The 23,254-nt window shown below is 44.2% G+C and carries 14 protein-coding genes, 1 tRNA gene and 1 pseudogene; 13 read left to right on the top strand and 3 right to left on the bottom strand.

Annotated features, from left to right (window positions below; all coding sequences use genetic code 11):
- The first annotated feature begins 150 nt into the window (after positions 1-150).
- From DW083_RS08795 to DW083_RS08785, 3 genes are all read left to right on the top strand, one after another.
- On the top strand, positions 151-1,956 hold the full coding sequence (locus DW083_RS08795; protein WP_115498929.1) for a long-chain fatty acid--CoA ligase: 1,806 nt from the start codon (positions 151-153) through the stop codon (positions 1,954-1,956).
- Positions 1,957-2,000: 44 nt separating this feature from the next.
- A protein-coding gene (gene prfB / locus DW083_RS08790) for a peptide chain release factor 2 (RefSeq protein ID WP_115498930.1) occupies positions 2,001-3,126 on the top strand; the annotation gives its coding sequence in 2 pieces (ribosomal slippage) (positions 2,001-2,063 and positions 2,065-3,126; 1,125 coding nt in all).
- A 77-nt stretch (positions 3,127-3,203) separates the two neighbouring features.
- Positions 3,204-3,277, top strand: a tRNA-Ile gene (locus DW083_RS08785).
- Positions 3,278-3,600: 323 nt separating this feature from the next.
- Here DW083_RS08785 and DW083_RS08780 read toward each other — a convergent pair.
- Complete coding sequence (locus DW083_RS08780; protein WP_122332111.1) at positions 3,601-4,428, bottom strand: hypothetical protein; 828 nt, start codon at positions 4,426-4,428, stop codon at positions 3,601-3,603.
- Between the two features lie 161 nt (positions 4,429-4,589).
- On the opposite strand from DW083_RS08780, the gene DW083_RS08775 reads away from it, so the two are divergent.
- From DW083_RS08775 to DW083_RS08745, 8 genes are all read left to right on the top strand, one after another.
- Positions 4,590-5,159 (top strand): RNA polymerase sigma-70 factor, encoded by a 570-nt coding sequence (locus DW083_RS08775; protein ID WP_122332110.1) that lies wholly within the window; start codon positions 4,590-4,592, stop codon positions 5,157-5,159.
- 69 nt (positions 5,160-5,228) lie between these two features.
- Positions 5,229-6,209 carry a FecR family protein gene (locus DW083_RS08770; protein WP_122332109.1) on the top strand — a complete coding sequence of 327 codons (981 nt, stop codon included), beginning with the start codon at positions 5,229-5,231 and terminating at the stop codon, positions 6,207-6,209.
- Between the two features lie 224 nt (positions 6,210-6,433).
- Positions 6,434-9,844: a TonB-dependent receptor gene (locus DW083_RS08765; protein WP_233551996.1), complete on the top strand. Its 3,411-nt coding sequence runs from the start codon at positions 6,434-6,436 to the stop codon at positions 9,842-9,844.
- Positions 9,845-9,865: 21 nt separating this feature from the next.
- Positions 9,866-11,734, top strand: coding sequence for a RagB/SusD family nutrient uptake outer membrane protein (locus tag DW083_RS08760; RefSeq protein WP_122332108.1), 1,869 nt, complete (start codon positions 9,866-9,868; stop codon positions 11,732-11,734).
- 33 nt (positions 11,735-11,767) lie between these two features.
- Positions 11,768-12,262: a hypothetical protein gene (locus tag DW083_RS22660; protein WP_233551993.1), complete on the top strand. Its 495-nt coding sequence runs from the start codon at positions 11,768-11,770 to the stop codon at positions 12,260-12,262.
- Between the two features lie 29 nt (positions 12,263-12,291).
- Complete coding sequence (locus DW083_RS22655; RefSeq protein ID WP_233551992.1) at positions 12,292-12,729, top strand: hypothetical protein; 438 nt, start codon at positions 12,292-12,294, stop codon at positions 12,727-12,729.
- Positions 12,730-12,731: 2 nt separating this feature from the next.
- On the top strand, positions 12,732-14,324 hold the full coding sequence (locus DW083_RS08750) for a glycosyl hydrolase family 65 protein (RefSeq protein ID WP_122332107.1): 1,593 nt from the start codon (positions 12,732-12,734) through the stop codon (positions 14,322-14,324).
- 81 nt (positions 14,325-14,405) lie between these two features.
- Positions 14,406-15,380, top strand: a complete 975-nt coding sequence (locus DW083_RS08745; RefSeq protein ID WP_122332106.1) for a nucleoside hydrolase — start codon at positions 14,406-14,408, stop codon at positions 15,378-15,380.
- Here DW083_RS08745 and DW083_RS08740 read toward each other — a convergent pair.
- A complete protein-coding gene (locus DW083_RS08740) occupies positions 15,374-17,275 on the bottom strand; it encodes an alpha/beta fold hydrolase (protein ID WP_233551979.1) in 1,902 nt (633 codons plus the stop codon). The two genes, DW083_RS08745 and DW083_RS08740, sit on opposite strands and share 7 nt — an antisense overlap.
- A gap of 203 nt (positions 17,276-17,478) precedes the next feature.
- Between DW083_RS08740 and DW083_RS08735 the strand changes: the two are divergent.
- Positions 17,479-18,920, top strand: a pseudogene (locus tag DW083_RS08735) (MFS transporter).
- A 101-nt stretch (positions 18,921-19,021) separates the two neighbouring features.
- On the opposite strand, the gene DW083_RS08730 reads toward DW083_RS08735, so the two are convergent.
- Positions 19,022-21,076, bottom strand: a complete 2,055-nt coding sequence (locus DW083_RS08730) for an alpha-L-fucosidase (RefSeq protein ID WP_122332104.1) — start codon at positions 21,074-21,076, stop codon at positions 19,022-19,024.
- A 283-nt stretch (positions 21,077-21,359) separates the two neighbouring features.
- On the opposite strand from DW083_RS08730, the gene DW083_RS08725 reads away from it, so the two are divergent.
- Complete coding sequence (locus DW083_RS08725; RefSeq protein ID WP_233551971.1) at positions 21,360-22,730, top strand: Gfo/Idh/MocA family protein; 1,371 nt, start codon at positions 21,360-21,362, stop codon at positions 22,728-22,730.
- Positions 22,731-23,254: the final 524 nt, after the last annotated feature.

Here is a 23,254-nt window from a genome sequence, read left to right as displayed (position 1 = left end):
TATGTACTATGCAATACATACTACTATGTTTATCCTAATTTAACATTGCTATTGCACAAATCAGGCGATTTTGTGTAAAAAACAGCCCTCTCCCATAGTAAATAGAACAGAAAAGAGTACTTTTGCAGGATCAAATCAAAACAAAGAATCATGATTTACTACCACTATGCCGAGTTGATCCATCGTCAAGCGGAGAAATATGGTTCCCGTACAGCATTAAAACATCGTGATAATGCGACCGGGAAATGGTTGAAAATATCTTGGAGGGAGTTTTCAGACAAAGTAATGCTTACGGCCAAGGCCATGGCTGAGTTTGGAATAGAAGTACAGGAAAACATCGGGGTTTATTCGCAGAATATGCCGCAATGCTTATACACTGATTTTGGCGCCTATGCGAACCGGGTGGTTTCGATTCCAATGTATGCGACAAATTCTCCGGGACAAATCGAATACATAATTAATGATGCCGGCATACACACTCTGTTTGTCGGTGAACAATTGCAGTATAACAATGCATTTAAGGTGCAAAAGGATTCGCAATTCCTGAAGCGTCTGATCATATTTGACCCCGCTGTCAAATTGAATCCGGAGGACAAGACTTCCATTTATTTTGATGATTTCCTGCGGTTGGGTGACAATGCACATGTCGAAACAACTGTGAAAATCCGTATGAACGAGGCTGTTCCGGAGGACTTGGCTACCATTATATATACTTCCGGTACGACCGGAGAGTCGAAAGGCGTCATGCTCCATCATTCCAATTACCTGGAAGCGATGCGTATTCACGATATCCGTCTGCCGATGGTTACGGACAAGGATCTTTCGATGTGCTTCCTTCCGTTGACTCATATTTTCGAGAAAGCGTGGTCTTACTATTGCCTGCATAAAGGGGTGGCGATTGCCATTAACCAGGACCCGAAGATGATTCAAAAGACATTGCCGGAGGTGCATCCTACATTGATGTGTAACGTCCCCCGCTTTTGGGAGAAAGTATATGCCGGTGTGCATGACAAGATCAATTCGTCTTCTCCGGCCATGAAAAAGATTTTCCTGGATGCTATCGAGACAGGACGCCGGTATAATCTGGAATATAAGAATAAAGGCATTCCGGCTCCTTGCGGATTAAAATTGAAGTTTGAGTTTTATAACCGGACAGTCTTTATGCTTCTGAAAAAGGTCTTGGGTATCGAACGTGGGCGCCTTTTCCCGGTGGCGGGTGCACCTCTTTCTGATACGATCAATGAATTTCTGCAATCGGTCAATATCCCGATTGCTTACGGTTATGGATTGAGCGAGACAACGGCGACCGTTTGCTTCTATCCGGAGATCGGATTCCAGTTCGGCTCTATCGGCGAGGTAATGCCGGATGTACAGGTGAGGATCGATCCGGAGAACAGTGAGATTTTAGTAAAAGGCAAGACGGTTATGTCCGGCTACTATAATAAACCGGCTGAAAATAAAAAAGCATTTACCGAAGATGGTTTCTTCCGTACCGGAGATGCCGGACGGTTAGAAGGAAATACGCTGTTCTTTACGGAACGTATCAAGGACTTATATAAGACCTCAAACGGTAAATATATTGCTCCGCAGGCAATCGAGATGGCGATGAGCGGAGATAACTTTATCGAGCAGATTGCTGTTATCGGCGACCAGCGTAAGTTTGTCAGCGCTTTGATCGTGCCGGCCTATTCATTGCTGGAAGAGTATGCCGGAGAGAAGGGGCTAACCTTCAATAGCCGTGAAGAGCTGGTAAACCATAAAGAAATTCTCCGTCTGATAGAGACGCATGTGGAGGAACATCAGAAGAACTTAGCCTCCTACGAGAAGATCAAGCGGTTCACCTTGTTGCCTGAACCGTTTATGATGGGCTGCGAACTGACGGACACGCTTAAATTGCGCCGTCCGGTTGTCCTGCAGAAATATGCGGAACAGATCGAAGCGATGTATGCGGAATAATTTAGTATCTTTGTCGCCAATTACAAAATAAAGGATAAAAGATTATGATCACATCAGACCAACTACACAACGTGTTGGAGCGCGAGCAAGCGCTGAGGGGGTATCTTTGACATAGATGGTAAGACCATCCAGTTAGAAGAAGAAGAGTTACGCACCCATGACCCCGGTTTCTGGGAAGACGCCAAACGCGCAGAAGTCCAGATGAAGAAAGTAAAAGAGCTGAAAAAGTGGATTGAGCTTTACAACGAGGTTAATGCTGCAGCGGAAGAGTTGCAGTTGGCTTATGATTATGTAAAAGAAGGGATTGTCAGCGAAGAAGAGGTCGATGAGGCCTACAGCAAAGCAATCCAGTTGGTGGAAAGCCTGGAATTCCGCAATATGTTGCGCCAGGAAGCCGACCAGATGAGCTGCGTTTTGAAGATCAACTCCGGTGCCGGCGGTACGGAAAGCCAGGACTGGGCTTCGATGTTGCTTCGTATGTACACGCGCTGGGCGGAGTCTAACGGCTATAAGATTTCTGTTGCCAACTATCAGGAAGGGGATGAAGCCGGAATCAAAACGGCAACTCTCAATATCGAAGGCGATTATGCTTACGGGTACTTGAAAGGGGAGAACGGCGTGCACCGTCTGGTTCGTGTTTCTCCTTATAACGCGCAGGGTAAACGAATGACCTCGTTTGCATCTGTATTCGTAACTCCGTTGGTCGACGACACGATTGAAGTGAAGATCGATCAGGCTGCTATCTCTTGGGATACATTCCGTTCGGGTGGTGCCGGTGGTCAGAACGTCAACAAGGTGGAGTCCGGTGTACGTCTGCGTTATCAGTTCAAAGACCCCTATACGGGCGAAGAAGAAGAGATTCTGATCGAGAACACAGAGACGCGCGACCAGCCTAAGAACCGCGAGAATGCCATGCGACAGTTGCGTTCAATCTTGTATGACAAAGAATTGCAGCACCGCATGGAAGAGCAGGCGAAGGTGGAAGCCGGCAAGAAGAAGATCGAATGGGGATCGCAGATCCGCAGTTATGTCTTCGACGACCGCCGCGTGAAAGACCATCGTACCAACTACCAGACATCCGATGTCAACGGTGTGATGGATGGTAAAATCGACGATTTCATCAAGGCTTACCTGATGGAATTCGGCGCTGAAGAAGCTGCTGAAAAGTAAGTTTTCCCCGTTAACACTTGCATATCTCGATTATAAGTCGTAATATTGCACCCGATTTCAGAGCACCGCTCTGAACAGGTCCTATAGCTCAGTTGGTTAGAGCACCTGACTCATAATCAGGGAGTCCTTGGTTCAAGCCCAAGTGGGACCACGTTGAAAACTAAGCAATTACATAATTTGTAATTGCTTTTTTTGTTTACAGAGCCGGTCCTTTATTGCATGTCACTTCCGTGTTCCTTTCATGTCACAATTGAGTTCCTTCTATGTTACAACTGTATTCTTTCTGTTTTACAGCTGTGACATGAATAGCGGATGGGTATGGAGAGGGCACACATCCCTCATAAATCATTCTATCTGCCCGGTTGTCCGCTCCTTAACGGCACCTCCGGATGGTTCGCGACCATCTTGCGGAAAATCGGGTAAACCTTCTTCGCACTTATACCAATGGTTTGCCTTGGAACTTACCGATTGTTTTTAGTATCGGATTCCGACCTCCGTTCCTTCCCATTTGTCGCAGAATGCGGTAACGGGGAAATTGTTTTCGTTATATTTATATGTATAAGTGACGGAAGAGATGTCGCCTTCACTGTTTTCAGACGTTATCTTGGTTATGTTGTTCCGGCGGTTCAGGAACTGGATATACTTGAAGTCGTTTTGGTTGGAGTATTGGTAATACCACCAGCCCAGAAACCACATCGGTAATTCCGTATGGCTGATGCTTCCGGAAGCGTTGTCATATTCGTATGTATATTTTACCAGCAGGTTGGATTCTTTGTCGAACACTTCCTGCTTCAGCAGTTGCCGTGTGGCAGGGTCGAAACTTAGAAGAGCATACCGGTCGCCTTCCTCAAGTTGCTCCTTTCCGTTTGCTCCCCACCGGTAAATGCCGGTAAAGGTTATTTTGGCAGGCAAGCCGTTCGTGTCGAGTTCTACTTCTTCCACATAACTTATGTCAAGAGCCGGTTCACCGCCCCTGCTTACTTCGAAGGTATTATCACCGGTCTTTGTGAAGCCTACCCAGCCATGTCCGTCGGCAACATCTTTAGGCGGTGTATAGGAAATACCGGAAAATTCGCCGTTCTCATAATTGAAATGAGTTGCATGCCCGTCCGGGTCCTGGATTCTGGAAAGCTTGTTGCCGTCATAAGTAAAGGAAGCCGTAAGCTGTCCGTTTGAAAGCAGAGCGCTGGGGCATCCGTCTATGCCTGTCAGCTTGATGTCGTCGTTATCACTGCAAGAGAATAAAGCCAGTCCTGCCACTGTGAGTATGCCGGACATGATAGTTGAAAATAACTTGTTCATAATAATATCTGGTATTTGTTTCTAATTAGATGATGAATCAAGGATTGGAATAGTTGCATCATTGGCCGAAGCAATATCTGGTTTGACAGAGGTAACAGTCGGAATGTGGAATAAATTCCTATATTTGTATCTCAATTGATTATTGTAAATGCAAAATAAGGATGTCGAGAGCCTCTGCGGATAAAACGGACCTGAAAGGTTTCGAGCAACTGTTCAATCAGTTGCAGCCTCGACTCTATGCTTATTGTTGTAAATATATAGAGGATAGCGAGCTTGCACGGGATATTGTTCAGGAATGTTTCATTAGTCTGTGGGAGAATTACGAAAGTGTGCAGATTTCTTATGAGTTCTATTTGTTCAAGGCTGTACACAATCGTTGCCTGTCTCATTTCCGTTCCGAACGAGTGCATGCCGAATACGCCAACTCAGTCAAGATGAAGATCAAGGAAATCGAGATTCATCCCGAATTGCCTTATCCTTTGACAGAACTTTATGTGAAAGAAGTCAATGCCTTGCTTCAGGAAAGTATTTCCAAACTTCCGGAAAAATGCCGCCTGATCTTCATGATGAGCCGCTACCAGAATATGAAAAGTCAGGAAATCGCTGATGTCTTGGGTATTAGTGTCCGTACGGTAGATGCCCAGATATATAATGCATTGAAAATATTAAAGATAAAGCTGAAAGATTACCTGCCGGTATTGCTGTTGCTCTTCCCTCATTTCTTCCGTTAATAAAAAAAGTGCATTTTTGTCTAAGTAGTAACTCAGGCTCGTGCGTCATTCTAATAAAGAGCACGAGTTATGAAAGAATCTGTCGATATACTAATTATATCTTACCTGAAAGGAGAAGCTACACCGGAACAGCAGAATGAATTGTTGGCCTGGCTTGAAGCGGATGTGGAAAACAAACTCTATTTTCGGTCTATCAAGGATGTCTATGACCTGGGGCGGATAGAATCTGATCTATTAAATAGCCAGGTAGACCGTCAATGGAAAAAGTTTTTGGATCATGTTCTTCCTTCCCGCCGGAATCATCGTTGGTTGCAATTGGGGAAAAATATGCTTCGCTATGCCGCAGTCTTTATGTTCGGATTGGTTTGTATGCAGCTCATATCCTATTTTGCTGATAAGAGAGAGGTGTCTTCCCGCTTGACTAAAATAGAGACTGGAGTAGGAGAGCGCTCGAAAGTGAGCTTGCCGGACGGTTCGACTGTTTGGGTGAATGCTTGCAGTTCGATTAGTTATGATGGGTCTTTCGGGGAAAAGGACCGTACGGTTCATATGAAGGGAGAAGCCTATTTTGAGGTAAAGAAAGATTCTACCAGGCCCTTTCTTGTTCATGCAGACCAATTTACTTTCCGGGTAACAGGGACTTCTTTTAATGTGTATGCTTTCGATGACGATCATGAAATGAGTCTTGCCTTAATTGAAGGATCAGTGACGGCAGAGAAGGGGACTTATTCGGAGAAAATCCGGCCTGGCGAAGTTTTGGTTTATGACAAAACACATGCGAAAATCAGTCACAAGCAACTTATTACCAGCTCGTACACTGCTTGGCGCTATGGAGAAATGTTTTTTGATAAGATGACATTCGAGGAACTGACTCTCCGGTTGGAACGTAATTTCAATGTAAAGTTTAAGTTTGAGAATCAGAAGATAAAAAAAGAATCATTCGGCGGTTCTTTCCGCAAATATGAATCGCTGGAAACTATTATGAAAGTGATCAGTACCAGTACGCCTGTCAAATACCGAATAGAGAAGGATACTGTGTATATTAAATAATTGAGTCGTTAACATTTGAATCTAATATGGAGGGGATTGCCTATGAAGTAAGGAAAAAGAGAAACAAATAGATAAAAAGCCGGGATAAGGTGGCACTTATCCCGGCTCGAATATCAAACAACTAAATTAATTGTCTAATATCATAATCGTACAACAAAGATATGAAAAAAGAATATTTAATCAAAGGTGTCATGCTTTTGATACCACAAAAAATATGGCTAAAAATGAAGCTGATAACAATCTTCTTGTTCCTTGTTACATTCTGCTTGCAGGCCAATAACACGTATTCTCAAAATGCAACTGTTAACCTGAATTTAGAGAATGTGTCCCTGACGGACGTTTTCAGAGAGATAGAGAAACAGTCGGATTACCGCTTTTTCTTTAACAGCACGGTTTTAAACGCAGTGAAGAAACAAAACGTGAAAACCGGAGAAAAAAGTATCACCGCTATCCTGGACCAACTTTTTGAGGGAACGGATATCGGCTATAAATTGATTGATAGATATATTGTCATAACTTCAAAGAAAGATGAACCTGTTTTTATCCCGGGACAGTCAGACAGAATGATTCCTATCGTGGGGACAGTTGTCGACGATAGAGGTGAACCTGTGATCGGTGCAAATGTTTCCGTTAAGGGTACAACCATTGGTACGATCACGGACGCGAGTGGAAAATTTACATTAGATGTACCGGGCGGCAGTTCGCTTCTGGTTTCTTATATCGGTTATTTGTCTCAGGAAATAGTAGTGGGCAATAAATCGGCTTTTGATATTGTGCTTGTAGAGGACTCCCAAAATCTGGAAGAAGTGGTTGTTGTGGGGTATGGCGTCCAGAAAAAGGCAAATCTGACAGGAGCTGTCGCTACAGTTGGGGCTAAAGAACTGGAAGACCGCCCTGTCACAAATGCAGCCCAGGCACTTCAAGGTAAGATAGCTAACTTGAATATCTATAATTCGAATGGCGGACCCGGAAGTAAAGCCTCTTTTAATATTCGCGGATATGCCGGACTGGGGGAAACTTATAGTCCTCTGGTCATCATAGATGGTGTGACTGGCTATTTTGATGATTTGAATCCGAATGATATAGAAACTCTTACGGTGTTGAAAGATGCTGCCGCAAGTGCTATCTATGGTGCTCAAGCTGCCTACGGAGTCATCCTGATTACGACGAAATCAGGGAAAAAGAATGAAAAGACTGTGATTACTTATAATAACAATTTCTCTTTCAACAGTCCGACGGTGCTGCCTAAAACAGCCGGTTCGCTCGAGTTTGCACGGCTATTCCGGGAATCGTCTATCAATGACGGCGGTGGCGGTGTGATTGATTTGGAAACAATGGAGCGCATAGAGAAATATTATAATAACCCGGGAAGTATTCCTAATAATGTCCCTCAACTGGATAATCCGGATCGTTGGTCTGACTGGGGAGACGGACGTTCCAACGCGAATGAAGATTGGGCAAAAGCAATGTTTAAAAGTAATCAGCTTAACCAGTCTCACAATATATCTATTCAGGGAGGTAGCCAGTCTTCTACCTATATGATGTCGTTGGGCTATCTGAACGACGGGGGTAAACTGAGGTATTATGATGATTACTACCAGCGTTATAATGCAATGGCTAAAATAAATACAGATATAACCAAGTGGCTAACTGTCGGAATGAATGTCCGGTATGCTCGTGAGAAGAGTGTTACGCCGGCTTATTATATGGATCCGGCAGGCGGAGTAAACAGCTTGATTAACTGGATATGGGTAGTGTGGCCAACGATTCCCGTACTCGATCCGAACGGACATTTCTCTCCGGCAGGACGAATGGCTTTTATCAATCAGGCTAATCCGAATACGACTTATACGGATAATTTCTGGGGAACAGTAAATGCCTTGTTTAAAATCTTACCGGGCTGGACAGCCAATGTGGACTTTACATATAATAAATGGGCTACCAAGCAAACTTATTCAAAAGGGCTCATTTATTCTTGGTCGGTGAACAATGAACCTTATTTGGATAGTAGTAGCCAGGAAACTACGCAGGTTTGGCAAAATGCGAACAATGACGATTTTACGTCGATGAATGCTTATACTACTTATGAGAAGGGAATTAGCGGACATAACTTTAAAGTAATGGTCGGTATGCAACAGGAATATAAGAAGAATTGGGGTGAATATTCCAATAAGATGGGATTGGTCTTGCCGGATCAGCCTTCAATTTCTACTGCAACGGGCAAAATAGAGGCAAGCGACCGGATGGACCACTATACGACGATGGGATTCTTCGGACGTTTGAACTATGACTATGAGGGCCGCTATTTGTTTGAATTTGACCTTCGCCGAGACGGTTCTTCCCGTTATGCGGAAGGGCATAAGTGGGGGACATTCCCTGCCTTTTCTGCTGGTTGGAACATTGCAAAGGAAAAGTTCTTCCAGCCTTATACCTCTTTATTCTCCGAATTGAGACTAAGAGGTTCATGGGGTGAATTGGGGAATATGCGTGGGAAGGAATATCAGTATATTTCGACTATTCCATATAATTCTTCTACGCGTTATATTATGGATACGCAACTCATCGGTTCTTTCGGTTCTCCATCCATGATTGCTTATAATACCTGGGAAAAGAACAAGACACTGGATTTCGGTATCGATATATCTTCTCTAAATAATCGGTTGAATGTATCCTTCGACTGGTACAGACGCGATGTTATCGGATTGATCACAAAAGGTCAGACTGTTCCTGCGGTATTGGGAGCGGAATCTCCGAGTACAAATAATGCGGATATCAGAAATAAAGGTTGGGAGTTGACAATCGGCTGGAAACATTCTGTGATGGTTGCTGCTAAATCGTTGAACTATGGCCTCTCATTCAATTTGTCTGATTACCAGGGTACGGTTATGCGTTATTCTAATCCGAAAGGACTGATTGATGATTGGTATGTTGGGAAAAAAATGGGTGAGATTTGGGGATATACCACAGATCATATCATGGTTGATCCGGCTGAGGCTGAGGCGATGAATGCGTCGGGTGCTCAAAAGCTATTCGGTTCAAACTGGGCCCCCGGAGATATGAAGTATAAGGATTTGGATAAATCCGGTTCGATTGATTATGGAAATAAAACGTTGGATGATCATGGTGATTTATCGATCATAGGTAATAATACACCTCGTTTTAATTTCGGTTTCGGTGTTAATGCCGAATGGAACGGTTTTGATTTCTCCGCCTTTTTGCAAGGAACAGCCAAACGCGATTTATGGTTAAGCGGACGTTTGGCATGGGGACTTGGTGGAGGCCAATGGGGCTCTAATGTTTGGGAAAATACATTGGATTGCTGGCGTGAAGACGGGAGTAATCAAAATCCTTACTGGCCAAGATTCTACTTGGGCAACACTGGTAAGAATCTTCAGACACAAACTAAATATTTGAATAGCGGAGCTTATTGCCGTCTGAAGAATCTTCAGTTCGGGTATTCGTTACCGAAACAGATCATTAGCCATATCGGCTTGCAGAGAGCTCGTTTCTACTTTAGCGGAGACAATCTGTTGACGATATCGGGGATCAATGAAAACTTTGACCCGGAATCTCCTGCCGATAATATATACCCGCTTTCCAAGTCTGTCTCTTTTGGTATTAACTTAACGTTTTAATTCGTTTAAAAATTAACAATCATGAAAAGAATAATAAGTATATTCGGTTTATTTATTTACATCGCTATATTTTCATGTTGCGATGATTTTCTGACGAAAGAACCGTTGGATAAGATTACGGATGTGAATTTGACATATACGGCTGAAGAATGTAAATTGTATGTGAATCAGTATTACCCCTCATTCTGGGGGTCCCCTAATTCCTATATTTATCATATAGATAGGGGCTCGGATAATTTATTAAGCTATAATTATAGTGATAATAAAGATTTGATAAAGGATCTGCGGGTTGTTCCGGCTACTGGTGAAGGTTGGGGCACAGGTGAATGGGGAAAAATCCGGAGTGTGAATTTCTTATTGAACAATTATCAGAAATCGCAAGAACTCGAAAAAGCAGAGAAATATGTAGGGGAAGCCCGTTTCTTCAGGGCGATGTTTTATTTTGAACAATTTCTCAAGAAGTTCGGAGGTGCTCCCTGGATTGAAACGGAACTGAGTTTGGAATCGGAGGAATTATATTTGCCTCGTTTAAAGAGAAATGAGTTGGCAGATAAGATATTGGCGGATTTAGATTGGGCAATTGAGAAAATACCTTCTAAAAACGCGCAGGAAACAGGTCGTATTTCCAAAGAAGTAGTCATGCTTTATAAAGCGAGGGTCGCATTATATGAAGGCACTTGGGAAAAATATCATGCAAACACGGTATTTGCAGGTGAGGGCGACGCCAGGAAGTATATGGAAGAAGCGGCAAAGATGTCATTGGCTGTCATAAATAGTGGCTTATTTGATTTGGATAATGTGAATGAAAAGGATGGCTATCATACTTTGTTCAATCGTTGGGATTATTCGGATAGTAAGGAGATTATGCTTTGGAAAAAGTTTGACCGTTCGCAGGGGTTCTGGCATGACGATAATCGAAATCCGGGAAGAAATGGTTCCGGAGTCGGCCTGACTCGTTCACTGGTCGAGAGCTATTTGTGTATTGATTCGGATGGAAAGGCTAAACCGATTCATTTGTCATCAAATTATCAAGGAGATGAGAATCTGCTGACGGTTATTGCGAATCGTGATCCGCGTTTAAGCCAGACAATGTTTATTCCGGGACGGGCCCGCACAATAGAAGGGCGGGACACTACGATTATTTTTACTAAACCGAATATCAATTACTCAGATACGGAAAAATGTGCGACAGGTTATGAATTGGCCAAAGGTGCAGATCCGGATGCGGATGAGCAGGTAACCGTCACTGGAAGTATTAAGGCAAGTATCCTGTTCCGTTATGCAGAGGCATTACTTATTTATGCGGAAGCAAGAGCCGAATTGGATCAGATTACTCAGGCGGATCTGGATATGACGATAAACAGACTTCGGGATCGGGTAAATATGCCTCATCTGACGATAGATGTGGGATATGTTGATCCGAACGGGGAATTTACTGCCGCAAGAGGATATGAAGGTGTTCCTGTTTCAAATCTACTTCAGGAAATAAGGCGGGAACGGCGTGTGGAATTTGCCTGTGAAGGTTATCGTCATGACGACCTGAAACGTTGGCGTGCTCATCATCTTTGGAATTTCGGTAAAATACAAGGTGCAAAAACCGCTCAGTTCAAGGATTTATCTTGGCTGGTTTCTTATTTCGAAAACTATCCGATTCCTGCTACGATAAGCGGTGGCCGGGATGAATTTTTGAGAAATGTGGCTAAATGGACCCCCGAATGTACGGAAGGTGATAATTTCTGGACGGATGACGAAGGTTATTTTGCTCCTTACCAGCGATATATTCCGGATGGACATTTCCAATTCGACCCCAATAAGTCGTATCTTTTACCTCTTCCGACAGAACAGTTGGTACTTAATCCGAATCTGAAACAAAATCCGGGTTGGGAATAGTGATGATGTATAAATAAAAAAAAGAAGAAGAATATGAATAAAAATATTGTAAAAGCTTTCTGGGCTTTAGCTGTTGTTGTCTTGATTTGTTCCTTTACAAGTATAAAAGAAAAGGCTTCCGCGAAATGGGTGAAATATGAGAATAACCCGGTGTTAGGAGGTGGTGATTTGGGAACGGTTTTCGATATTTGTGTCTTAAAGAATAAAGATACTTATAAAATGTATTCTTCCTGGCGTCCGAAGAAGAGCATTGCTTTATCTACAAGCAAGGATGGAAAAAACTGGACTACGCCTCAGATTGTTCTGGCACCGGTAGACGGCAGCTACTGGGAAAGCGATATGAATCGCCCTGTCGTTGTTTTTAAAGATGGCTTGTATCATATGTGGTACACCGGACAGAATAATGGCAAATCATGGATTGGTTATGCAATAAGTAAAGACGGGATCAATTTTGAGCGCCAAAGTAAAGAACCGGTTTTGAGTGCTGATGAACCATGGGAGAAAGTGGCTGTTATGTGCCTCATGTGATTTGGGATAAACATCAACAGCTTTTTAAGATGTGGTATTCCGGAGGTGAACAATATGAACCGGATGCGATTGGTTATGCGACAAGCAAAGATGGATTACATTGGACCAAATTGAAAAATAATCCTATCTTTAAGGCTGATCCGAGTAAAAGTTGGGAACAGTATAAGGTGACCGCCTGTCAGGTGATAGAACGTGAGAATGATTATCTGATGTTTTATATCGGTTTTTATGATATCAATTTTGCTCAAATAGGCATGGCGCGTTCCAAAGATGGTATCAGCGGTTGGGAAAGGTATTCGGGTAATCCGATTATTTCACCAACGGAAAATTCGTGGGATGCCAGTGCAACTTATAAGCCTTTTGCAATTCAGGAGAAGGATCGTTGGATGCTTTGGTACAATGGGCGGAATGAACATCTGGAACAGATTGGATTGGCTATTCATAATGGACATGATCTAAGTTTTTAAGTATGTTGATTAAAAAGTTATTTATAGTCATAGGTATAATTTTGCCCTTGCATATGCAGGGGCAAAATTCACTGACGGAAAATGCGGATGTGATGATCGCAGCCTATGTTGAAGAGTTCAATCGTACAGATAACGAACTGTATAAACAGTATATCCCGAACAGTGACGCTTCCCTTTTCCTGAAGCAGAATATCCCGTTTTTTGAATGCCCGGACAAGTCATTAGAGAAGACTTATTATTTCCGGTGGTGGACGTTTAGGAAGCATATAAAGAAAACACCTGAAGGATTTGTTATTTCGGAGTTTTTGCCTGATGTGCCCTGGGCTGGCAAGTATAACACGATTAGCTGTGCTGCTGCCCATCATTTTTACGAAGGGCGATGGTTAAAGAATGATAGTATCCTGCCGGATTATGCCCGTTTCTGGTTCGGAGGTGGTGGAAATCCAAGACTCTATAGTTTTGGAGCAGCCGATGCGATTTATAATTATTACTTGGTACATAAGGACCGGGAACTGTTAGCCGGGCTGTATCCGGAGCTGAAGGATAATTTCATTGAGTGGGAGGAGGAAAAGAGAGATTCGACAAAGATGTTCTGGCAAACAGACGATAGAGATGGAATGGAGATGTCTGTTTCCGGCCGCTTATCTGAATCCGGCCGGGGATATCGTCCTACCATCAATAGTTATATGTATGGAGAAGCTGTAGCATTGGCTAAAATCGCTTATATATTGGGAAAAGAGGATGAATCTCGTTTTTATCAGAAAAAGGCGGATGATATAAAAGAGTTGGTAAACACTCGCTTATGGGATAAGGAGGCGGAGTTTTATAAGGTTATTCCCCGGAATGGTAAAATGGAGTTTTCGTATGCCCGTGAACTCCTTGGATATACACCCTGGTTCTATAATATCCCATTAGAGGAATATGCTGTCGCATGGAAGCAGCTTTTTGACAGTACAGGCTTTGCTGCTCCTTATGGCCCTACAACGGTAGAACAAAGATGTCCTGGTTTTGAGATATCCTATGAAGGACATGAGTGTCAGTGGAATGGTCCGAGTTGGCCATATTCTACGTCATTGACTTTGACTGCAATGGCTAATTTCTTAAATAATTATGATTCTCCCTATGTGACTAAAAAGGATTATATCGATTTGTTGAATATCTATAGTAACAGCCATCGTCTTCCGGTTGATGAAAAGGATACTATTTGCTGGATTGATGAAAATATAAATCCTTATACCGGCGATTGGATATCCCGAACCCGCCTGAAAACATGGAAGAATGGGACATGGGATGTTTCAAAGGGCGGCGTGGAAAGAGGTAAGGATTATAATCATTCTTCTTTTTGTAATCTGATTATTTCGGGGTTAATAGGTATTCGTCCGCAGGAAGACGGGAGTATTGTCGTAAATCCGCTTATACCGGATGGTTATTGGGATTATTTCTGTTTGTCGGATGTATGTTGCCAAGGTAAGACTGTTACTGTTATTTTTGATAAAGAGGGAACGAAATACCAAAGAGGAAAAGGTTTTATGATTTATGTCGATGATAAATGTGTCCTGCATACTCCCAAAATAGAGAATGCAATAATTCGATAGGCCTTATGGCAAATCTCATGCGTTGAATATGCTACTATTATCAATATTAAATTGTATTTTTGTCATAAACAACAACAAGTTATGAAAAAACAATTGATATTAATCGTAATCGCATCTTTGTTTCCTCTGTTTCTTATCGCACAACAGCGGGTGATCGTTGATACGGATATAGATTCGGATGTGGATGACGCCGGGACGTTGGCAATGCTTTATACTTTGCATAAGCAGCATAAGATAAACTTGTTGGGGACTATCGTGACGAGTGACGATCCGTTCGCAGCCACTTGTGTGAGTGCATTTAATGCGTTTTATGGGATGGGCCGGCTGCCGCTTGGCTTTTTGGAGGGGCAATCTTTCCTTAAAAATTATTCCCGTTATACAAGGCAGATTTCCGAGGAGTTTCCACACGATCTGGCATCTTGGAGAGATGCGGAAACAGCAACCCGTACATACCGGAAATTATTGGCGGAGAGTCCGGATCATTCTGTTGTGATTCTTACAATCGGCCATTTGAGCAGCTTGCAAAAGTTACTTCAGTCATCGGCTGACCAATATTCACCACTTAACGGAAAGCAGCTGGTCGAGGCGAAAGTCCTGAAATGGTATTGTATGGGCGGCTTCTATCCGGAAGGAATAGAAGCGAACTTTTCACGGCCGGATCCGGCTTCGACTGTCTATTGTCTGGATAACTGGACGAAAGAAGTTGTGTTTTGTGGTTGGGAGGTCGGGCAACAGGTAGTTACAGGTGACGCGGCATTGAAAGCCCGGTTACATCCTAAGCATCCGGTCTACAGGGCTTATGAGTTGTATAATGACTTTAAAGGACGCGCCAGTTGGGACCAGGTAACCGCTTTTCTGCTGACAGACGAGGCTTCCTGTTATTTTGAACTGGATAACGCCGGTTATTACCAACTCAAAACAGACGGTAGTAACCGGTGGATACCGGGTAAGAAAAGCAACCAGTCCGTTGTGAAACTGAAACCGGATGCCGATGTCAAGGAATTAGCCGAAAAGGTAACGGAACTCATGTTGGGCGGAAATATCCCCGCTCATTGATTTACCACGAAATTCCGTATCTGGCATTCCGTGCCGAGCGAATCCTTATTTTTCTTTTTCGACATGCGGAGAACCAGTTTGTGATCGGTATTTTTTAATTCTGTTTCCAGCATATATACCCAAGGGATATATAGGTTATGGCTCCATTCTGTGAAAGTATCCAATTGTTTGAATGGGGCGCCGTCTACGCTGTATTCCAAGATACCGGCAGAAGGACCGCTGACACAGAAAATACCGATTGCTTTTCCCTTAAACTCAAGGGTTAATTGGTCGCCGGGGCGTGTGGCTTCCAGCATTGGGACATCTACGAAGCCTTTTCGTTTGCCCGCTTTATTGTCGGGATGCCAGTTGTCGACCAGCTTCCAACCTTTGTCTGAATGTGCTTTTTGGATATCGATGAAATCTCCGTTGTCGTAACAGTAGGCATCCAAAGGCTTGGAGGGGATTTCATGAGGCACAACAGCCTTTTCCGGAGAAAGGCCTTTCCACAAATCATCAAAAAGGTGCCCGATAGCCGCAGCATAAAATTTATGCCCGAACGGTTTGGGGTGCGTTCCTCCGAATTCATCCCAGGTAAATTCGCCATCTTGCATCCGTTCGCCTATCTCCTGACAGAGATTTATGGAAGGTATGAGATAGTGATTGGCCACCCGTTCGTGGTTCAGGATCACGTCCGGTGTCTGCTTGCGGGCAACCATCGGAATGAAAGGATCATAGATGAAATGGAGCATCACGATGTCCATCTCCGGGTTGCTTTTCAGTGCATGGCGCACTTCGCCCTCCATTCCGCGTACTTGTTCGAGCGCGCTGAATCCGTTGGTATCGTCGTTTACGGCTGCTTCCACAAAAAGAAGGTCCACTTTCCCTTTCGACAAGATGTCGTGTTGCAGGCGGAAAGCGCCCGGAGTTGTTCCGGTCGAACCGATACCGGCCTCGATCCATTCAAATTCAGTATAGGGGAAACGTTGCTGTAACTGTTGTTCGACCCTGTTGCGCCATCCGCCCATTTCTGTGATGGAGCCACCTAAGAAGGCAACCCGTGCACGGCGTTCTTTCTCGAATTTGTGGAACGAGTTTTGCAGGCTGCCACGCACATTATAGTGCAGATACTTCTCATATTCCGGCTGTTGGCGGAGAATGAAGTCTACTACCGGTTCCGGATTATCCAGGCTATGCGGGTGGTGGTCGCATCCCTTCTTGATGATTACTTCAACCGGGCCTCCCGCTGCGAGGTAACGGGAGCGTACGATATCCATATTCTCTTTAAAGGGAACGGTCTGGTCGCTGTCACCACATACGCTGATAATAGGAATACCGGCAGAAGCTATTGGTGCCAGATTATCGATCGGGTTTCCTTTGAAACTGTTCATATCTACATCTGTCAGGTTCCATTCTTTTAACAGGTCATTCCATAAAGAGGCGTTTTTCCTTCCCGGCCAGCTGAACACGTCGCATACAGGCGCATCTACATATATGCAAGCTACTTTGTCCGTGTTTTGGGCAGCCCAATTGAATGCGAATAACCCACCCCGGCTGAATCCCTCTAATGTGACTTTGTCGGAGAGGCCGTAGCGTGCGACCATTTCATGATAGAAATCTGTGCCCAAAGCAACAGCTCGCGGACTTCCGTATAAATGGGTTACGTCATAATAAACAATATGGAATCCTTTTTCCAGTAAAGCCTTGTCTACACTTGGAAAAGCATCGAAGAAAGCGGGCCGCCATATCCAGGGATTTCCTTTTGCAGCCTGTTTCGGGACGACGACAATCGCCTGCCGGTCTTTGAAGGTAAAATCGTAGCGGTCACATCCGTTCCATTCGCCGGTTTTTTCCTGGGCGTGGATGGCCAAATTGGCTATCAGGGAGAAAAGTATCAGATAAATAACCTTTTTCATAATAATTAGAGTATGCATAGTGTTTATATTACAGCTGGCAAACATACATAAAATGCTTTTTTTATGCAAATCAATTGTCTCATAATCCCGAACAGGATGTGAAAGAAATAAAATAGTAGATGTATTCGCACACACAAACTTGTATATAACGAAAAAAATAGCTTATATTTGCCGGCGTATTATGAAAAACGAATATTAATATCATGAACACATTTCAAAAAGTAAATGAGAAGATGACTAATTACAGATGGACAATCTGTGCCATGTTATTTTTCGCAACAACAGTGAATTACCTCGATCGCAGGTTCTTTCTTTGACCTGGGATGAGTTTATCAAACCTGAATTTCACTGGGATGAATCCCATTACGGTACGATAACATCAGTTTTTTCAATTGTATATGCCCTCTGCATGCTGTTTGCCGGTCGCTTTATCGACTGGATGGGAACAAAGAAAGGCTATCTCTGGGCTATCGGTGTCTGGTCGTTCGGCGCATGTCTTCATGCTGTTTGCGGTGTTGCAACCGAACATTACGTAGGGATGCACAATGCTGCAGAAATGATCGCTGCAACCGGTGATGTTGTGGTTGTATTAGCGACGGTGAGTATGTATTTCTTCCTGGCTGCCCGCTGTATTTTGGCATTGGGTGAAGCCGGTAACTTCCCGGCAGCCATTAAGGTGACAGCTGAGTATTTCCCCAAGAAAGACCGTGCTTATGCCACTTCGATCTTTAATGCTGGTGCTTCTATCGGTGCTCTGATCGCTCCTATATCCATCCCTCTGCTGGCAAAGGCTTGGGGCTGGGAAATGGCGTTTATCGTAATCGGTGCGCTTGGTTTCGTTTGGATGGGTCTGTGGGTCTTCATGTACACGGCACCGAGTAAGAGCAAGCATGTCAATAAAGCGGAATTGGATTATATTGAACAGGATAAGCACGAAGAAGGCGTTGTCTTTGTAGAAGAAAAGGATGAGAAGAAGATCGGCTTCTGGCAGTGCTTTACTTTTAAACAGACTTGGGCTTTCATTGCCGGTAAATTTATGACCGACGGTGTTTGGTGGTTCTTCCTTTTCTGGACTCCTTCCTATCTGAATACACAGTTTGGTATCAAGACTTCCGACCCGTTGGGTATGGCGTTGATCTTTACCCTGTATGCTGTGACCATGCTTTCTATCTATGGTGGTAAACTCCCGACTATTTTTATTAACCGCAGTGGCATGAACCCATATGCAGCGCGTATGAAAGCAATGTTGATTTTTGCATTCTTCCCGTTGTTGGTTTTGCTGGCGCAGCCGTTAGGTACGGTTTCTCCCTGGTTCCCGGTTATTCTGATCGGTATCGGTGGAGCTGCCCACCAGTCCTGGTCTGCTAATATTTTCTCAACTGTTGGTGATATGTTCCCGAAATCAGCGATTGCCAGTATCACGGGTATCGGCGGTATGGCAGGTGGTGTCGGTTCCATGATCTTGCAGAAAGTAGCAGGAAACCTGTTTGTTTATGCCGATGCTACCCAAATGACATTTATGGGCTTCTCCGGTAAACCGGCCGGCTATTTTGTGATATTCTGTGTCTGTGCTGTCGCTTATCTGATCGGATGGGTGATCATGAAGATGCTGGTTCCGAAATATAAAGTCATTGTTCTGGAATAATCTGAATATAAAATTATATAAGGTATAAAAAGAAGGAGGATGCGTTTGTCGTATCCTCCTTTTTTGTAGGAATTTTCTGATATTCCGATTTAGTAGCCGTTTTATTCTGTGATAACGGAGAATTCCCCGATTCCTGCTTGAGGCAGGCTGTCGACAATCCGGGTTGCTACAATCCGGATGGTGTTTCCTTTCACAGCCGGAAAATGAATAACTTGCTCAATCGGATTTGCCTTGATATTTGAAAACTCTCCCTCTGCTACTTTCTTTCCGTCGATAAATAACTGATAGTTGGCAATGTGTCCGCCGGCGTCCCTTCCTTGGTTCGGGGTGTACCGGAAACCTGAGATTAGCCTGTCTTTATCCAGCCGGACAGTCAGTTCCGGCTTGCCTTTAGGCAAATAGAAAGCCGTGTAGCCGTTCCCGTCGAAAATGTTATTTGCCTTTTCGTCTTTGGGAGATATAATCGTATAGCAGCTTGCCGGAATATCCAGTTCCGATACGAATACCGGGCTGCTCTTATCAAATGTCGGGTCGTAAGAGATCGCTTTGACCACACCTTTTTGGGCAAATGTGAAAGGTCCCGTGTAGACCGTTGCCTCTTTTGTCGGGTCGCTGCCGTCAGTAGTATAATGGAGCTCTGAATTGGCATCACCTGCCTGGATGGAAACTTCGTTGTTCCGGTTGCGGCTGATGACAGGCTCCGTCATTAGTGCCGGTGCCAAGAATGCTTCTACATTATTAATACACAACGGGCCTCTTGCATCGGTAAAATTGATCCGTATTTTGTCAGCCTTGAATGTTTGGAGGCGGACAATACGTTTGTAGCCGACTGTCGTTGTCGAATCGACTGCCTGAACCGGATACCACTTGCCTTCTTTTTCGGCTTCAATATTGAACGATTTGACTCGTTGTCCCAATGGGATATATTCCTGAATAACCAGACGGTTTATCTCTTTGGCAGTGCTGAGGGTGAAGGTCAGTGTCCCTTGGGTTATACCGTCATCGGTTGCCCAATAAGTATCCCAGTTCCCGTCGTTCACTTTGTTTGCGCTGAATTTGTGTCCACGTGTGTTGCTGGCCTCCACATAGGCCCCCTCTAACAGGTTATCTTTCATGTCGTTTTGGATCGTCTGATACCATTCTATGGCCCGGATGGAATCGGAAGGGCTGATCTTTCCGTTGAGGGCAACCGGGAAATTCAGCAGGAAATTGGCATTGTGTCCGACACTGCGGTAATACAGGTCGACCAGCTTGGCCAACGATTTTACCTGGTGGTCTTCCCGGGCATGGTAGAACCATCCCGGACGGATGGATACGTCGCATTCGCCGCCCAGCCATTTGTCGCCGTTTTCCATTCCCCACTGGCTTTGACGGTAATTTGTTTCTTTATCGTATGAATAAGGAGACCATTGCGTGTCACCCGCCCATCCTTCTTCGTTTCCGATCCAACGGATATCGGGAACTGTCCCGCCGAATATCATGGCTGAAGGATGCAATTCTTTGATCGCTTTTCGTGCCTCTTCGTATTTGTAATAGGTCTTAGCGTCGATAGAACGGCTTTCGTCAGCCCCTCCGTACCAACCGCTACCGCCATTTGCCCCGTCGAACCAATACTCGAATAGCGGTCCGTAGTTACTGATCAGTTCATGCATCTGGGCATGGAATTTCTCGACATATCCCGGAGTCCCGTAGTTGGCGCTGTTACGGTCCCAGGGAGAAAGATATAAACCGAATTTAAGTCCGTGTCTCCGGCAAGCATCCGATAAATCTCTTACCATATCGCCTTCCCCGTTTTTCCAGGGAGAGCTTTTTACGCTGTAATCCGTCGTAGCAGTCGGCCACAGGCAAAAACCGTCATGGTGTTTCGCTGTCAGGATTACACCTTTCAGACCGGCCGCCTTGATGGTGCGTACCCATTGGTCGCAATCCAGGTCTGTCGGGTTAAAAGTAGATGCGGGTGTATTCCCGTATCCCCATTCCAGGTCGTTGAATGTGTTCAGTCCGAAATGGACAAAGGCATAAGTTTCCAATTTATGCCATTCCACCTGCTCAGGTGTCGGAACTGGCAAAACAGGAGCTGGCGCCGTAGCTTCTTTACAAGAAAGCAAGAGGCTTAAACCGAGCCCGCATAGAAGTAGTGAATTTGTGTTTTTCATTATTTGTGATGAATTTATGTATGGCTCAAAGATAAGAAAAAAACGAATTTGGAAGGTCGTATTACATTGTTAGCTTTTTTTTAATTATTGTCATTCCTAATGCTTCGGGAATGGCTGTGCTTCGCGTTAATACTACAATATGTAATGACTTATTGTTTAAAATACAATTTGCAGGAACTTATATTCTTAATAATATGTATGATAAAACAAAGAAAATATTTTCTTGTTTCGGTAAGATTCAGTATGTTTGAGGAATATAGAATCTAAATTATTACTTATTACCATGAAGAGACGAGACTTTTTAACAAACACCGCTCTGTTAGGAGCCGGTATTCCATTAGGCATGACATCGGCAGTAATGACTTCTTGTTCCTCACCGCAGGGTGGCGATGCTCCTGCTCCTAAAACATACACTCCGGAAGAATTGGGGATGTATTCATTTGTAGAAGTTGCTCCTGACGGGAAACCGCTGAAAGCCGCTTTGGTTGGTTGTGGTGATCGTGGAACCGGTGCTGCCACTCAGTTTTTGAGTGCCGGACCGAATGTGTCGATTATTGCGTTGGCGGATTTATTCCCGGATAGAATGAATAGTTGCCGTAAGGTTCTAAAGGAAAAATTCAATAATGAAGTTCCCGATGCCAATTGTTTTTTGGGTTTTGATGCTTATAAGAAAGTACTGGCCATGAACGAAATCGATGTTGTGTTGCTTTGTACTCCTACACATTTCCGCCCTGAACAGTTTAAGGCAGCTGTGGAAGCCGGAAAGAATATCTTTATGGAAAAACCTTGTGCCGTCGATCCGACCGGTATCCGTACCGTGATTGCTGCGGCAAAAGTGGCTACTTCGAAAGGGCTTACCGTTATTACGGGGACGCAGCGCCGCCACCGTAGAGATTATTGGGAGGCATTCGTGCAGGTGAAAAATGGTTTGATTGGTGATATCGTTTCTTCTACGGCCCATTGGGATCAGGGTGCTTGGTGGAATAAGCGGAAACGTCCCGAATGGAGCGATATGGAATATTGTATCCGTAACTGGTTTAATATTAAATGGCTGAGTGGCGATCATCTGCTCGACCAGGCTGTCCATAATATCGATATTGTGACTTGGTTTATGGAGGATCGCCCTGTCCGTGCAGTAGGCTTCGGGGGACGGGCACAACGTTTGACGGGCGATATCTTCGACTTTTTCAGCGTAGACTATTATTACAACAATAATAAACGTATGTTGGCAACTGCCCGCCAGATTGACGGGTGTGATGGAAACGTGTCGGAACAGGTTTACGGAACAAAAGGCATGGCTCAACTGAATGACCGGGGTGAAATAAAGATCGTTGATTATAATGGAAATGTGCTTTGGGAATACGATTATAAGAATAAACCTGTTAAAAACCCGTATGACCAGGAACATGTGCATCTTGTAGAGTCTATCCGTTTGAATAAAAAGATAAATCAGGCTGAGGCTTTGGCTTACTCTACTCAAGTTGCAATTCTGGGACGTGAAGCCGCCTATACGGGTAAGCCGATTTCATGGGATGAGATTATGGCTTCTACCTTGCACTATGGTCCCGAAACATATGAGATGGGTCCGTTGCCATTCTATAAAGAAGGTCAGGCTCCGGTTCCGGGTAAGGCTCCGGATGCTCCGGTAATGTAATTTAGGGGGGCTTATTGTAAAAACCGTATTTTCGCCTCTCGCTCGGCCTCCAAAAGCGAACAAATGTTAATCCGCTTTTTTGCCGTCAAAAAGGGACTTTTTCCTCTTTTTTGAGTGTTTTCCGCCATTACGACCGTCCTCTTTGCCGCCGCGACCGTGCTAATGTGTAGTGCACTCGGCACCTCGCGAAGATTAGGACGGTCGTAATGGCGATTATGACCGTCCTAATTGGAAAGAGGACCGTTTTCATGGCAAAAAAGCCCCTGAATTTCCTTTGGATATTCGGAACGCCGTCCGTTTTGTTTTCAAATATTCGATTCTCCGGGAGTTAAGGTTTTCCACTTTGTCGGCTTATCCGGCATTCGGCAATCAAAAAGAACGCTTTTGGGAACGGTCACGGCACCTCATTTCTCCCGTTGTCAGAAATAAGGTCCAATCCCGTACAAATAGTCAATCCAAAACGGATCAACTTTTCAGGTGAAATAGAAAAACGGCCGAAAAGGGGGTTATTGTATAATTTGATT

Source organism: Parabacteroides sp. AF48-14 (assembly GCF_003477465.1).
GTDB classification, from domain to species: domain Bacteria; phylum Bacteroidota; class Bacteroidia; order Bacteroidales; family Tannerellaceae; genus Parabacteroides; species Parabacteroides acidifaciens.
The sequence above is the reverse complement of the archived record's forward strand: the minus strand, read 5'-3'. Positions and strand labels throughout refer to the sequence as shown.